Origin of the sequence: Corallococcus sp. CA049B (genome assembly GCF_003611685.1) — a bacterium.
Classification (GTDB): domain Bacteria; phylum Myxococcota; class Myxococcia; order Myxococcales; family Myxococcaceae; genus Corallococcus; species Corallococcus coralloides.
This window is the reverse complement of sequence record NZ_RAWC01000220.1, coordinates 1-15,212: the sequence shown is the minus strand read 5'-3', so window position 1 is coordinate 15,212 and position 15,212 is coordinate 1. Positions and strand designations below refer to the sequence as shown.

General features: G+C 66.5%; 6 protein-coding genes. 4 read left to right on the top strand and 2 right to left on the bottom strand.

From position 1 onward, the window contains the following. Positions 1-225: 225 nt before the first annotated feature. The 4 genes from carB to D7W82_RS32315 all read left to right on the top strand — a co-directional run bounded on the left by carB (position 226) and on the right by D7W82_RS32315 (position 7,422). Entirely contained in the window at positions 226-3,477 is a 3,252-nt protein-coding gene (carB, locus tag D7W82_RS32330; protein WP_120622001.1) for a carbamoyl-phosphate synthase large subunit, read from the top strand. A 72-nt stretch (positions 3,478-3,549) separates the two neighbouring features. Then, positions 3,550-4,224, top strand: a complete 675-nt coding sequence (locus D7W82_RS32325) for a thrombospondin type 3 repeat-containing protein (protein ID WP_147439676.1) — start codon at positions 3,550-3,552, stop codon at positions 4,222-4,224. A gap of 202 nt (positions 4,225-4,426) precedes the next feature. After that, the gene (locus D7W82_RS32320; RefSeq protein ID WP_233588065.1) at positions 4,427-6,397 is read left to right on the top strand and encodes a rhomboid family intramembrane serine protease; all 1,971 of its coding nucleotides are present in this window, start codon (positions 4,427-4,429) and stop codon (positions 6,395-6,397) included. A gap of 299 nt (positions 6,398-6,696) precedes the next feature. Then, positions 6,697-7,422: a pentapeptide repeat-containing protein gene (locus D7W82_RS32315; protein WP_158617766.1), complete on the top strand. Its 726-nt coding sequence runs from the start codon at positions 6,697-6,699 to the stop codon at positions 7,420-7,422. Positions 7,423-7,431: 9 nt separating this feature from the next. On the opposite strand, the gene D7W82_RS32310 is transcribed toward D7W82_RS32315, so the two are convergent. Continuing rightward, positions 7,432-9,288 carry a hypothetical protein gene (locus D7W82_RS32310; RefSeq protein ID WP_120621997.1) on the bottom strand — a complete coding sequence of 619 codons (1,857 nt, stop codon included), beginning with the start codon at positions 9,286-9,288 and terminating at the stop codon, positions 7,432-7,434. Then, positions 9,281-15,157, bottom strand: coding sequence for a choice-of-anchor D domain-containing protein (locus D7W82_RS32305; RefSeq protein ID WP_120621996.1), 5,877 nt, complete (start codon positions 15,155-15,157; stop codon positions 9,281-9,283). Before D7W82_RS32305 ends, D7W82_RS32310 begins: the two co-directional genes overlap by 8 nt. Between the last annotated feature and the right edge of the window lie 55 nt (positions 15,158-15,212).

Here is a 15,212-nt window from a genome sequence, read left to right as displayed (position 1 = left end):
GGCGTGGCGGCGGCCGGAGCGGTGTCCTGGGCCAGGGCGGGCGCGGAGAGAAGGACGAGCAGGGCCAGGGGCCAGCGACGCATGAAACCTCCGGAGGGAAGCGCGGCAGCGTAGCAGAGGACGCCGGGCCGGGGTCCCCCGAGCAAGCGGGCATCGGACGGTCTCTTCGGATGCCACAACGCACCGCGTGCATGTGGGGGCGGACGTTGGTATGGGGGGCGCCCGATGCCCAAGCGTACCGATATCCGGAAGGTTCTCGTGATTGGCTCGGGCCCGATTGTCATCGGGCAGGCCGTCGAGTTCGACTACTCAGGCACCCAGGCGATCAAGGCGCTTCGGGACGAGGGCGTGGAGGTGGTGCTGCTCAACAGCAACCCCGCCACGGTGATGACGGACCCAGAGTTCGCGCACCGCACCTACATTGAACCCATCACCGTGGAGGCGGCGGAGAAGATCCTCGCCGCCGAGCGCCCGGACTCCCTGCTGCCCACCATGGGCGGGCAGACGGCGCTGAACCTGGCCAAGGCGCTCGCGGAGAGGGGCATCCTGGAGAAGTACGGGGTGCGGCTCATTGGCGCGTCCCTGGAGGCCATCAACAAGGCGGAGGACCGCCAGCTCTTCAAGGCGGCCATGCAGAAGATCGGCGTGGCGCTGCCCAAGAGCGGCTACGCGACGACGCTCACGGACGCCATGGCGCTGGTGGAGGAGATCGGCTTCCCGGCCATCATCCGTCCGTCCTTCACGCTGGGCGGCACGGGCGGCGGCATCGCGTACAACCGCGAGGAGTTCGAGGCCATCTGCCGCTCGGGCCTCAAGGCGAGCCCCACCTCCACCATCCTCGTGGAGGAGAGCGTGCTCGGCTGGAAGGAGTACGAGCTGGAGGTGGTCCGCGACTCCGCGGACAACGTCATCATCATCTGCTCCATCGAGAACCTGGACCCGATGGGCGTGCACACCGGTGACTCCATCACCGTGGCGCCCGCGCAGACGCTGACGGACCGCGAGTACCAGCGCATGCGGCAGGCGTCGCTGGCCATCATCCGCGAGATTGGCGTCGACACGGGCGGCTCCAACATCCAGTTCGGCATCCACCCGCGCGACGGCCGCATGGTCGTCATTGAAATGAACCCGCGCGTGTCGCGCTCCAGCGCGCTGGCGTCCAAGGCGACGGGCTACCCCATCGCGAAGGTCGCCGCGAAGCTGGCGCTGGGCTACACGCTGGATGAATTGCGCAACGACATCACCCGCGACACGCCGGCCTCCTTCGAGCCGACGCTGGACTACGTGGTGGTGAAGGTGCCGCGCTTCAACTTCGAGAAGTTCCCCAAGGCGGACCGCACGCTGACCACGAGCATGCGCTCGGTGGGCGAGGTGATGGCCATTGGCCGCACCTTCCCCGAGGCGTACATGAAGGCGCTGCGCTCCATGGAGCTGGGGCGCGTGGGCCTGGAGTCGCCGGAGCTGCCCACGGAGAAGGAGGAGCGGGAGAAGGTGCTGCACGAGGGCCTGCGCGTGCCCCGTCCGGAGCGCCCCTGGTTCGTGGCGCAGGCCTTCCGCGAGGGCATGACGGTGGAGCAGGTGCACCAGCTCTCCGCCATCGACCCGTGGTTCCTGCGGCACATCGAGGCGCTGGTGCGCGAGGCGCAGTCGCTGGCGGACATTGGCCGCCTGGACCACCTGGCGGACGACGTGCTTCGTCAGGCGAAGGCGCACGGCTTCTCCGACAAGTACCTGGGCAACCTGATGGGCTACCCGGAGGCGGAGGTGCGGGCGCACCGGCACGCGCGCGGCATCCGTCCGGTGTTCAAGCGGGTGGACACCTGCGCCGCGGAGTTCGAGGCGTACACGCCGTACCTCTACTCCACCTACGAGGAGGAGGACGAGGCGCCCCCCACGGACCGGCAGAAGGTGCTGATTCTGGGCAGCGGTCCCATCCGCATCGGCCAGGGCATCGAGTTCGACTACGCGTGCGTGCACGCGGCCTTCGCGCTGCGCGAGGCCGGGTACGAGACGGTGATGGTCAACTGCAACCCGGAGACGGTGTCCACGGACTACGACACGTCCGACCGCCTCTACTTCGAGCCGCTGACGATCGAAGACGTGCTGGAGGTGTCCCAGCGTGAGAAGCCGGTGGGCGCCATCGTGCAGTTCGGCGGGCAGACGCCGCTGCGCCTGAGCGTGCCGCTGGAGCAGGCGGGGCTGCCAATCCTTGGCACGTCGCCGGACGCCATCGACCGGGCGGAGGACCGCGAGAAGTTCTCCAAGCTGATCGAGAAGCTGGGCCTGAAGCAGCCGGAGAACGGCGTCGCGCGCAGCCACGCGGAGGCCTTCAAGGTGGCCGAGCGCATCGGCTACCCGGTGATGGTGCGTCCGTCCTACGTGCTGGGCGGCCGGGCGATGGAGACGGTCTACGACGCGGCCAGCCTGGAGCGTTACATGCGCGAGGCGGTGAGCGCGTCGCCGGAGCACCCGGTGCTCATCGACCGCTTCCTGAAGGACGCCATCGAAGTGGACCTGGACCTGGTGGCGGACCGCACGGGGCAGGTGCTGATTGGCGGCGTGCTGGAGCACATCCAGGAGGCGGGCGTGCACTCGGGTGACGCGGCGGCGACGCTGCCTCCGCACTCGCTGTCGCCGGACCTGGTGGAGCGGATGAAGGACCAGGCCATCTCCATGGCGCGCGAGCTGGGCGTGGTGGGGCTGATGAACGTGCAGTTCGCCATCCAGGGGAAGAACATCTACATCCTGGAGGTGAACCCGCGCGCGAGCCGCACGGTGCCGTTCATCTCCAAGGCGACGGGCGTCCCGATGGCGAAGATCGCGGCGCTCTGCATGGTGGGCAAGACGCTGAAGGAGCTGGGCCGCACGGAGGAGCCGGAGTTCCGGCACGTGGCGGTGAAGGAGAGCGTCTTCCCGTTCGCGCGCTTCGCCGGCGTGGACGTGATCCTGGGCCCGGAGATGAAGTCCACGGGCGAGGTGATGGGCCTGGCGGAGGACTACGCGTCCGCGTTCGCGAAGAGCCAGCTGGCGGCGGGCGTGAAGCTGCCCAAGAGCGGCCGGGTGTTCATCTCCGTGAAGGACGAGGACAAGCCGGCGGTGGTGGACCTGGCGAAGCGCCTGCGCTCGATGGGCTTCAGCCTGACGGCGACGGCAGGCACGCACGACTACCTGCTGACGAAGGGCATCGAGTCGCAGCGGGTGCAGAAGGTGAAGGAGGGCCGGCCGAACATCGTCGACAAGATCCTCGACGGGGAGATCGTCCTGGTCATCAACACCACCTTCGGCAAGCAGGAGATCGCGGACAGCTTCTCCATCCGGCGTGAGGCGCTGATGCACTCGGTGCCGTACTACACGACGGTGCAGGCGGCGCGCATGGCGGTGGGCGCGCTGGAGTCGCTGAAGCGCTCGGACCTCGCGGTGAAGCCGCTGCAGGGCTACCTGTACGGTGAGAACGGCGTGCCCCCGGCGCGTCGGTAGGATTGTGAGGATGTAAAGGCTTGGGCCCCCTGAAGACAGGGGGGCCCGGCTCGGCGCCTGGAGAGGAATGGCGTGAGTCGCTCCACCTCACGATTCGTGCCCCCAGGCCTGAGAGGATGGCTCCTCCTCGGATGCATGGTCACTGCATGCGCGGAGAGGACGGTCGTCTCTCACGGGCGGACGGCGGGAAGGCCTGTCAATCCCAAGGAGGCCGTCCCGGATGTCGATCATGACGGGGACGGCCTGGGGGTCCGCGAGGACAACTGCCAGCTTGTCTTCAACCCGGAGCAGCAGGACCGTGATGGGGACCACATCGGAGACGCGTGCGATCCGGACCTCGTGCATGCGGATGCGCGGCTCGTGGCATCCCTGGCGCCGTCCCCAGTCCTCGTGAACGACGAGGTCCGGCTGTCGGCGACGGTCACCAACACAGGCAACCTCCCCGCGACGGGCCTCTCCGTTCGAGTGATCCTGCCCGAGGCCATGACCCTGCTCCGAAGCACGGATGGAACGGGTCAGCCGTGTCACGTCTCAGGGATGCGCGTCATTTGTGCGATGCCAGCGATTGTAGGGATTGCATCCGCGAGCATCGCGCTCGTGCTGAAGCCGGCCGAGGCCGGGGACCATTCCGTCTTCGTGGTCGCGGACCTGCCTGGAGATCCGACCCTGGATGACTGCATGGTGACGCTGGAGGGAACCGCGGTCACCCACATGTCTGGTTTGTCGGGCTCCAAGAAGAGCGACTGAGCTGGAGTGGTCGTTCTTCAGGCTGTGTCTGGAGTCAGCCCGTTCTGCGTGGCTGTCTTCAGCGTGAGTTGCTCGACATGGCTGTTTTCACGAATTTGAAGACAAGTCCTGTTGGGTGCGCCAGGTGAAGGCGAGCGCCCTGGCGTGCTATGCCCGTGCACAAATGGTGTTCCTGCTCCCGCTTGGAGTGGACGGTGCGACGTTGGACCGTCGCCCCTGGGTCTCCGTCTCCATCGCCGCGCTCTGTGCCGTGGCCTTCTTCGTCACCTGGGTGGTTCCCACGAACCCGGGCGGGGTGGGCGAGGGCGAGGTTCGCGAGCTGCTCCAGGAGACGCTCGCCCATCCCGACCTGGAGCTGCCCCCGGGCTGCACCTCGCTCCTCAGTGAGCACGGCCAGGCGCTGCTGGCCCAGCTGAAGAAGGAGGCGGAGGCGCCGGCTGGGGGCGTGGACGTGAATGCGCTCCAGGCGCGGCTCGACGCGCACTGCGAGAGTATCCTGGAGGCGAGGGATTCGGGCCTGCTCCACCGCCTGGGGCTCGTGCCCGCGCGGGGCCTGCTGCAGTGGGGCTGGCTGACGTACATGTTCCTGCACCTCGGGTGGATGCACCTGCTGGGGAACCTGCTGTTCTTCTACGTCGTGGGGTTGCTGCTCGAGGACGCCTGGGGCCGGCCGCTGTTCGCTGCCTTCTACGGGGTGGGGGGCCTGGTGGCGGGGATTGCCCACTTCGCGCTCGATACCCAATCCCAGACACTGATGGTCGGTGCCTCCGGAGCGGTGGCGGCGTGCATGGGCGCGTTCTGTCTGCGCTTCGCCACGCGCAAGGTCCGCGTGGGCTACCTCTTCTGGTTGCTGAAGATTTGGCGCGGTACCTTCGGTGTTCCGGGCTGGCTGTGGGCGGGCCTCTGGTTTGGCAATCAGGTGCTCGACTTCGTCGTCCTGGGCAACAACACGGGCGTCGCGGTGATGGCGCACATTGGTGGGTTCGCCTTCGGCTTTGTCGCGGCCAGCGCGCTGCGCGTGACGCGGCTGGAGGAGCGCTTCGTTGCCCCCGCCATCGCCGCGCGTGAGGGCGGGTGGGTCGCGGACCCTCGCATGCTGGAGGCGCAGACGGCGCTGGGCGGCGGCGACCGTGAGAAGGCTCGGGCGACCTTCGAGCGCATCCTGGCGGACCATCCGGACAACACCGAGGCGCTGCTCTCCCTGGGGCGGATGGAGCTGGAGGACGGCCGGGGGCCTTCGGGCTCCGCGCGGGTGGAGAAGGCACTGCAACTGCTGGTCGGACATGACGTCCCCGAACCGCTCTGGCACGCGGTGGACCAGCTGGGAGAGCTGTTCCCCGTGGACCGGCTGCGCCCGGGTGTCGCCTGGCGCGTGGCGCAGGGGATGGACCAGGAGGGGGCCCCCTCCAATTCCGTGGGGATGGCCGAGTCGCTCTACGCCGCGGCCGGCAAGGGCACCGGCACCATGGCGGTGCGAGCCCTGATTCGCGCCGCGGAGCTGCGGCTGGCGCGCCGTGACGCCCCGGAGAAGGCGGCGGAATACCTGACCCGGGCGAAGCCGATGGCGACCGGGGATGCCGCCCCGTTGGCGGAGCGGATCGGCCAGCTGGAGCTGGAGGTGGCGCGGATGGAGGCGCGGATGAAGGACCGGGGAATCGCCCTGGACACGGAGTCCGCCGCGCCCAGGACTCGCGCCGTCGCGGCCCTGGCGCCCGAGTCGCCCGGGGGCTCCACGCTGCCCCCGCGAATCATCCCCTGTCGCATCCTGGGGCTGTCCGACAAGGCCCTGATGGTGGAGTCCCAGGGAGGACAGCGCCGGTCGCTGTCCGTCACGGAGGTCATGGCGGTGGCCGTGGGCATGCTGCCCATCGCCGGGCCCGAAGGGGCGGCCCCCCGGCAGACGGTGCTCACCGACCTGGTGGTGTCCTGGGGCGACCTGGAGCGGGGGCCGACCGTGCTGCGCATCCCGGCCGCCGGGCTCGGGTTGCCGGAGCGCTATCCCGGCCTCGCGCCGCGAGAGGCCTACGCGCGCTTCCTGGCCGCGCTGCTGGAGCACTCCAGCGCCAATGCCCTGCCTGACGCGCCCACGCTGGCCGAGGGCCGCTATCCGCGCTTCGCCTCCGAGGGCGAGCTCACGGCTCACTACTACGGTCAGGTGGCCGCGGCGGCTTGAGGTGCAGGGGCCTACGGACCTGGTACCGGCTTTGTTCCCAGACATTGCCGCGCGGCCGTTCGTGAGTCCGGTTCGTGCCCACGGCGAGGACCTGTTCGCAGCGGAACGGGCTGTAGGTGCTTGGAGGCGCATCGCCTCCTGTTCAATCCCGCGTCCACCGTGGTATCCGCGTACGTTGCTGCCCCGCGAGGCCGGGGCCTCGTCCGCTCACGAGACGTATGAGCGCAACCGCTGGCACCAGGGGTCTTGGCATGACGTCGGCTTCTCCTCCTCGCTGGCGGTCCCCCTTTGTTCGCCTCGTGATTCCCGCGACGTTGTCGGTGGGCCTGCTGACGAACTGCGAAAGCGCCCAGGAGAAGCTGCTTCGCGGGTTCATGGAAACCAAGACGTGTAACAGCTGTCAGCTGGTCGGGGCGCGGCTGGAGGGAGCCGTGTTGCCAGGGGCGCAGCTCCGGGACGCCTCCCTGCGAGAAGCACAGCTGGCCCGGGCGAATCTGCGTGGCGCGGATCTGCGCGGGGCCTTCCTGGCCGCAACCGACCTGCGGAACGCCGAGCTGCAAGGAGCCCTGTTCGAGGATGCCGCCCTGACGAACACCCAACTCCAGGACGCCAATCTGGAAGGGGCGGACCTTCAAGGCGCACTCTCCCTTGAGAGTGCGGATTTCTCGGGCGCGAATTTGCGGAATGCCCGGCTTGCCGGCAGCAGCTTCTTTGGCCCCTCAGGCCCGTATCAGCGCTCCGAGCGTTCTCATTTCTATTCTGTCCCAAGCGGCGGGGCGAACATGCCTCGGGTAGACTTGCGCTCAGCGGATCTGAAAGACGCCATCCTGGCATACTGCAACCTGCAAGGCGCCCAGCTTCAGGGCGCCATCTTGCGCAATGCCTCGCTGGAGGGCGCCGACCTTCGCGGCGCGAACCTTCAGGATGCGGACCTGAAGGGAGCCCGGTTGGGCCATGCCACCTGGGTGGATGGTACACGCTGTGGGCCTGGCTCCGTGGGTCGCTGCGCCCCCGAGAAGCCCTGAAGAGATTTCTCAGCGTTTCGTACTGGTGAGCTGTTCCTCAAGGGTGGCGCGGACCTGGGGATACAATTTCTGCCTGCTGATTGAGTGTGAGGTCCGCATGAAATAGGGCAAGCCTCCATAGGAAGCGGGAGGCGTGAAGTCCCGCTTTGCAAGAGCAAGTGGGGATGGTCCAGCAGCCTGATACGGGAACCGCAGGCTGGCCTGCCCTTGAGTGGTCTGCAGGATCGGAGAGGAAAGGAGGGTGGCCTCCAGTTGTCCGACACCTCGCTCCTTGAGGATGCCAACATATGTCTCTGCAACGGAGCACAATTCAGCCAGCGCCGCGACCGCGGGAATGCTGATCAGATTACAGGCCTCGCGGAAGAGTTTTGTGGGATCGGTTGGAAGAGTCAGCAGGGTCGGTGGTAGGAGCTTGTTTGCCTTCAGCAAGAGCACGAGAGCATCCAGGATGCTCCGGATGGTGACTACGGTTTTTCCCCATTCGGAAATCATCGCGCTGACGGGGGTATGGTTGGCCAGAAGTGTGAAGAGGAGATCCATCAGGTCGGTTCGAGCCGAGGAACTGGCGTACCTGACCTCGCATTTCTCCAGACGGCCCACGAACTTGTCATACGCCGTGTCGAGTTTGAATCGCGCGTACTCGTCTTTCTTGGTGACGTCGACGTTGACGATGCGATTCGCGAAGGGAGTCTTGGCGTACTGCGAGGCTGGGGATGCGCTGGTGTTGTCAAAGCTTTGAAGCTGGTTCTCGAAGGTGGCGGCGATCAGATCGCAAAGCGGGCCGCTCAGGGTCTTGGGATTGACTTGAAGGAAGCGGGAGAGGACCTTCAGGAATTTGGCGGCGTGCAGGTCGTCGAAGAGTCCCATGAGGGGGTATTGCCCGCTGCGTCTGCGCGCTTCGAAGGCCTTGAGCGTCGGGGACAGGCTTGTTTCGATCGCGAGCAGTTCAGCCTGGAAGCGGTTGGCGAGATCGTTGTTGATGATCTGCCGCTTCTTGATGAGTTTGCCTGCGAGTTCGGCGGGCTCATTGAAGGTGATGACGTTGTTGAGCGCGCAGATGACTTCGCGAGCCTTGGCGATGGTACCTTGGACGTTCTTTATCGTGCTGATGCAGTTGTCGTAGAGCGCCTTCCCCTTGGCGGGGTCCATCAGGAGCTTCAGGTTGATTCCAAGAAGGGACGTGTCTGTATCCCTGGGTCTGGTGGACTTGATGCCGCTCTCAAGGGCGCTGGTGTTGAGCTTTACCTTCGAGAGTTGAGTGGTGAAGTCGTCGAATTCCGCCCGTTGAAAGGCATCATGAAAAGATAGGAGCGAGAAGTCGGCGATGACCCGCTGTGTCAGGTCGTACTTGTTGTAGACGTTGATGATCTTGCAGTCTGGGTGAAGCGGCTTGGTGTTGACCTGGTGTTGCTTGGTGAAGAACGGCGTCGAGAGATAGGTGATGCTGCGGATCTTCCAGCGCTTGGGCCATGCCACGGCGGCCTGAGCCGTGAGCTCGTTGATGACGTTTCCGCCATGGGAATGGCCAATGAGATGGAATGCGACTTCCTTGTTGAGGAAGCCCTTGTAGTAGGCGCTTTGCCCGCCAGCGCCACAGAGGCGGTTGGCCAGGTAGGTCCCGGCAACCTTGCGATTGGTGGCGCCGTTGTCTCCAGTCCATCCGTGGGCTGTGAAGACATGGACGTTGGTGTACCGGAGGCGCAGTTCCTCGATGGTGTTGAGCAAGCCGACGTTGTCTTGCCAGTACCAATCTGGGTCGAGCATGTTCCTGCTGCGTTGATAGCTCGCGGAGCGGGCCTTCAGGTCGCTGTTGACCGGGTCCACGGTTCCGCTCACCAATACAATGATGTTGGGGATGTCAGACATGGGTCACCCCCCGGCCCTGCGCCCGCCGCCCCTGGCGTGCCAGTCCCAACCCCAGCAGGAGCAGCAGGGCCAGCGCCGCGCCGCCATCCCCGCTGGTTCCACAGGCGCAGCCACCGCCCGTGCCTCCCAAGGTTCGGGCGTTGCCCTTCAGCGTGAGCGTGGCCTCCGCCGTCGTCTCTCCTCGCAGGCGCAGCTTCAGCGTGCCCTCCGCCGGGCCTCCCACCTCGCCGCGGAAGGTGACGCCCACCGTCGTCTGCGCTCCCGGCGCCAGCTCCGCGTCCAGCGCGCTCGCGTCGATTTGGAACGCCGGGTTGGTGTTCTCCACCACGCTCAAGCGCGCCGGCGACGCGGACTGGTTCGTGAGCGTCACCGTGCGCGGCGGGCTGGTGGCGCCAATGTCCACCCAGCCCAGATCCAGCTCGAACGGCTCGATGGTCAGGAAGCTGGCCACCGAGATTCCCGACAGGGCCACCAGCGCCGCGCGCTCCTGGTCCTTCGTGCCCAGGACGAGCGTCGCCTTCGCCGCGCCAATCTGTGTCGTGTCGTACTTCAGATCCAACGTCAGCGAGTCTCCCTGCGGCAGGGCGCGGCCCTCCGCTCCCAGGAGGGGAGACACCACCACGAAGCTCGCGGCCTGGGGTCCCTCCACCTTGGGCGGCATCACCACCAGCTGCTGGGTGCTGTCATTGGTGAGCACCACCTTCGCCGTCGCCGGCTCCGCCTGGCGCACGGTGCCGAAGTCCACCGTGCGGTTGAGCGCACGGAACACCGTGGAGAGCCCTCGGCCCGACAACGACACCTGCGCGTTCGGAGACTCGAGGTCGCTCGTCACCACCAGGAGGTTGGCCTTCGACGTGACGTCCGGACGGGGGACGTACTTGACGGAGATGTCCTTCGATTCCTGGGCCGCCAGCGTGAACGGGAGCGTGGGCGCCGAATCCAGGCTGAAGTGCGAGGGCTCGGAGTTCTCCGTCGCGCCGATGATCTCCAGTCCGCGCACCACCAACGGCTGGAGCGATTCGTTGGTGAGCCGCACGGAACGGATCGCCGAGGCGGAGGATTCGGCCACCCGCGCGCCAAACTCCAGGGTGGGCGTGGACAGGCTGAGCTGATTCGTCCGGCCCTGGCCCTCCAGCTCCACGAGCATGGTGCTCACCTGACTGTCTTCAGAGGTGATGCGCAGGACCGCGTTGAAGCTCCGCTGGGCGTCCGGACGGAACTGGACTGACACATCCATGCTGTTTCCCGCGTTCAGCACCAGCGGCAGCGAAGGCTTCTGCAGGATGAATGACGCCGCATCCGCCGCGTCCAGCGTGATGTCCTCCACCTTGAGCGTGCTCGACTCCGTGCCTGAACCCGGCGAGCCCGCCGGCAGGGCATGGGTCAGCCTCAGCCCGATGCCATCCGAGGTCGTGTTCACCCGCACTCCTCCAAAATCAAGTGAACCGTCGAAGGACTGGGCGTCCTTGCGCGTCACCGCGAGCCTGGCCAGCGTGGCCGTTCCCTGAAGGGTGAGCTCCAGCGGAGCCTGGGAGGACGCCTCCACCCGCACCGTGGCCTTGGTCGTCCGGAGTCCGCCGGTCGACCCCTGCGGGGTGAAACGCAGTTTCACCGAGGCACTGCCATTCGCGGGCACCCTGGGCAGCGCTTCCTGCACGGAGAACTCCGAACTTCCCGCCGGGAGCGACAGGGAGATGTTCGCGTCGGTGATGCCGGTGTTGGTCACCGTCACCGTCTTCTCCGCGAAGGAGCCGAAGTTCACGCGCCCGAAGTCGATGTTGGAGGGCGACAGGCTCACGCCGCCCACCCCCTCCACGGCCAACTCCACGACGGTGGACGACGGGTCCGCGTTGCTGACGATGGTCAGGTTGCGCTTGATGCTGAGGAGCTGGGTGGGCTTCGCCGAGATGTAGACGGGGTGCTCGGCGCCGGGGGCCACCGTGAAGATGGGCCCGGGCACGTCGGGGGGCAGGGAGGAGCGGCACGGCGTGATTTGCTGCGTGTCCTCGCGCAGGCAGAACTGGTCCGGGACGGCGACGGAGTAGACCTCCAGCGGGGCCCTGCCTTCGTTCTTCACCGTCAGCTTCTTGGACTCCCCTTCGACATTGAGCGCCTGCGGCGCGAATTCGGGGGCGCCACCGAGCACCACCAGCACGGGCGTGGTGCCTCGGCCCGAGAGCTGGATGACCTGATCCTCGCTGCCGCTCGAATTGCTCAGCACGTGCACGGCGCCAGTCACATCCAGCGCGGCGTCAGGCGTGAACGTGACATCGAGCAGGGCGGTCTCGGTTCGCTGGAGGATCACCGGGAACTGCGGGTTGTTCCGCAGCACCGCCGTGAAGGGACCAATCGCTGTCGTCACATTCTTGATTTCGAGTGGAGCGGAGCCGATGTTCGTCAGCGTGACGGTTTGCGTGCTGGAGGTCTGCCGGGGCACATCATTGAAAACAAGCTGGTTCCGGGTCATCTGCATCTGCGCCACGGCGGCAACGCCGGACAGCTTGACGACCAGGCTGGCCGTGGCAGGCGGCTTCGTGGCGAAGTTGAGGTTCGCGGAGTAGCTGCCCGAAAGCTGGGGCGCGAACGTGATCTCGACCTCGCGAGATCCCCCCACCGGAACGATGGAGTTGGGCCAGCCAATGACGTCAATGTTGAACGACCCGAGGTCGGAGGCCACCTCGGCCAGGTCAACCTCCACATGGCCTGTGTTGATGATCTCCAGCGGAAGCGTGTTGGAAGTGCCCGGCTGCGTGGCCAGGAAGTTCACCTCACTCCTCGATGTGCTGAACCTGGCCTCCGCGCCAATCCCCTGCAATGGGAAGCTGCGCTTCGTCTCGATATTGCTCACGGTCCCCCGGTAGGTGATGTCCAGGCGGGCCTCGTACACCTGATCCTCGATGACAGGACTGAAGGTCACCCGGAAGGGCTGGGGCCGCTTCGCACCCTTCTGGAGGATGGGTTCGGAGCTGGTGACGTTCTCCACGAAGAACGCCGTACCGGGCGGCTCGATGCGGACGTCGGTGACCTGCAATGGCTCGGAGGACGAGGTGCCACCGCTGTTGCTCACGTTGAGGCTGAGATTGGCGTGGGTGAGCCTGTTCTGCTTGTAACCAAAGTCGATCTCGCTCGCTGTGAAGATGGCGTTGGGGCCATTGGAGTTGCCCCTGACGACGAGCACGGGCGGCAGCTGCCGGTCATTCGTGGTGAAGAAGCGCAGCCGCGTCTCCAGGTCGCCCGTGCTGGTCAAAGGACGGAAGCGCACCTTCACCTTGGTCTCCCCTCCCGGTTGCACCGTCTGGGGCAGGAAGTCGACGACCTGGAACAAGGCGTCGCTCTCCAGGGTGACCTTCGACAGGAACAGGGCCTGGTTGCCGGTGTTGCGCAAGGTCGCATCGGCCGTGGACTCGCCTCCGGGAGCCACGTTCGGCAAGTTCAGTGGATTGTTGACCAGGGTCAGCTCCGCCGCGAGCGCCTGACCAGTGATTGCTATGGGGGGCAGGGGCTGTGAGGCGTCCGTCTGGAGTTGGAGCGTCTTCGCGTACACGCCCGAGGTGGTCGCGGCGAAGGTCACCGTCACCGGCGCGGTACCGCCGTTCTTCTGGACGGTCTTTCCTTCCGCCGGGATGCCGGAGATCGTGAAGGGGTCCAGGGTCCCGGATGATACTGGGAACACCTTGATGTCCCAGTTGGTGTGGTTCGTGAGGATTACCTGCCGCGTCAGGTACGGGTCGCCGACAGTCCAAGCGCTGAAGTCCAGGCTGGTCGTGCTGACCTCCAGCGAGGTCTTGCGCGCGGTGCCATGGAGGGGCACGTTGGACACGCAGGACGTCGTGGGCGACGTGCCGAAAGAAAGCACGCCATCCACGGCGCCGTTCTCGCTGGGGCCGGGGTTGAACGTGATGAAGAGTTCACGTCCCACCGGGCCGGGTTCCAGGGTGAAGGCCGTGCTGGGGCTCACGGAATAGGCACTGCCGCCCTTGGTTACCGTGGGGGTCACCGTCAGCGTGACGTTCCCCGTGTTGGTCACCTTCACCTTCTTCTGCTCACTGGCCACGTCTCCTGCCTCCTGTTCCGCGAATTCGAACGAGAGGGGATCGATGCCCAGGCAGGCATTGCCCGGCGCCTTCGCTCCGGACAGCTTGAGCTCAGGTGGGGCAGGGTCGTTGCTGGTGAAGGTGAGCTTGCCGGTCGTGGCGCTCGTCTCCGTGGGGTGGAACGTCAGCTGAAGGCGCTGGGTGCCTCCGGGCGCGAGGTTGAATGTGCCCGAGACATTGACGCGGAACGGTGAGTTGGCGGGCAGGTTCAGCCTGGTCACCTGGAGCAGACTGTCTCCGCCGTTCGTGACGGTGACCTCCTTGGGCGCGCTGTCGGTGTCGAACGGCGTCTCCTCGAAAGCCAGCTCATCGGGAATCAAGACAAGCTTCGGGCTTGAGGGCGCGGAGCCCGACAGGGTCAAGGACTGATCGGGGAGGTTGCTCTTGACGACGAGCGTGTCGGATGCCCCCCCGGGCGCAACGGGACGGAATGTCACCTTCACCCGGCGGGTCTCCCCGGGCGCGACGCTGAAAGCGGTCAGGGTATCGACCCGGAAGGCGACCCCCGAAGTCAGCTTCAGTTCGGTCACGTTGAGCGGACTGCCACCCTCATTCCGGAGGGTGACCTCCTGGGGAGCGCTGTCGGTGTTCAGCGGCGTCTGCGGAAAAGCCATCACCGCGGGGCTGAGCGCGAGCGTCGGAGGGGACACGACTGGCGTGGCGCCGGACAGGGAGAGGGTTGGCCCGTCGGTGCTATCGATGACGAAGGTGAGGGGGTGGTTGTCCCAGCTCCCCACCGTCGTTGGGCGGAACGTCAGTGTCAGGCGTTGGGTCTCTCCCTTCACGAGGCTGAAGGCGCTCGATGGCGTGACGTGAAACGGCGAGTTGGCGGGCAGCTTCAGCTGGGTCACGTTGAGCACGCTGTCCCCTTTGTTCCAGACCGTGACCTCCTTCGTGGCGCTGGTGGAGTTCGGCGGCGTCTCGCTGAAGGCCAGCGCGGTGTGGCTCAAGCCGAGTTCCGCGGGGGCCAACCCCATGCCGGTGAGCGTGACGGAGGGCGGGGTGGCGCACGCGGTGGAGGTGCTCGTCAGGAAGAGCGTACGCGTGATGGAGCCCAGGTCATCAAGGGTCAAGGGGGCGAAGGTCACCGCGAGCGTCGTCGACGTCGCAGGCGCGAGGCTGGCAGTGGCTGCGGACACGCTGAAGGGGGCGGTGACGGACGGCGCCAGGGCGAAGGGCTCATTGCCCAGGTTCATCACCGTGACGTTGCGAGGCGGCGGTGACGAGCCCAGTTCATGGGCGCCGAACGCCACGGAGGTCTGTCCAACGACGATCAACGGCCCCGTGGCCGTGCCGGTCAGCGTGACAGTGATGACCGGGGCGACCGGATCATCCGTGTAGAGCGTCAGGGTCCCGTTGAAGTTTCCGGGCTGCACCGGAGCGAAGCCAACCCTCACGGTCATTGCGCCCGTGCCGTTGACGGGCGTGGGCGGCACGTTGCAGTTGGTGTCGCAGCGGGGACCCGTCGCGCCGTGCACGCCGTTGAAGGTGAACCCCCCGGTGATGCTCGCACGGTAGATTGTGCGATCCGAGGTGCCGGTATTGGTCAGCGTGAGCGAGTTCTCTCGCGGCAGGCACGACGCCTGGGGATCGAAGTCGATGGAGGTATCGTTCAATTCGAGCGAAGGAACCGGATCGTCCGGTCGCAGCGCCGCGCGACGCTCCTGGACACGCGTGTCCCTGCTGTCCGCGACAGCGGGGGGCTTCTCCGCCTCGGGACCGCAGGCGGTCAGGACGCACAGTGCAGCCGTCAGGATGTACAGGATGCGTTGCATGAGGCGACCTCAGTTCTCGGCGTGGAGCGCCGGGGCCTTGGCGGAAGAGGAGGGT

Coding starts and splice junctions, on each gene's coding strand:
- carB (WP_120622001.1), top strand. CDS start 226: ATGCCCAAGCGTACCGATATCCGGAAGGTTCTCGTGATTGGCTCGGGC.
- D7W82_RS32310 (WP_120621997.1), bottom strand. CDS start 9,288: ATGTCTGACATCCCCAACATCATTGTATTGGTGAGCGGAACCGTGGAC.
- D7W82_RS32305 (WP_120621996.1), bottom strand. CDS start 15,157: ATGCAACGCATCCTGTACATCCTGACGGCTGCACTGTGCGTCCTGACC.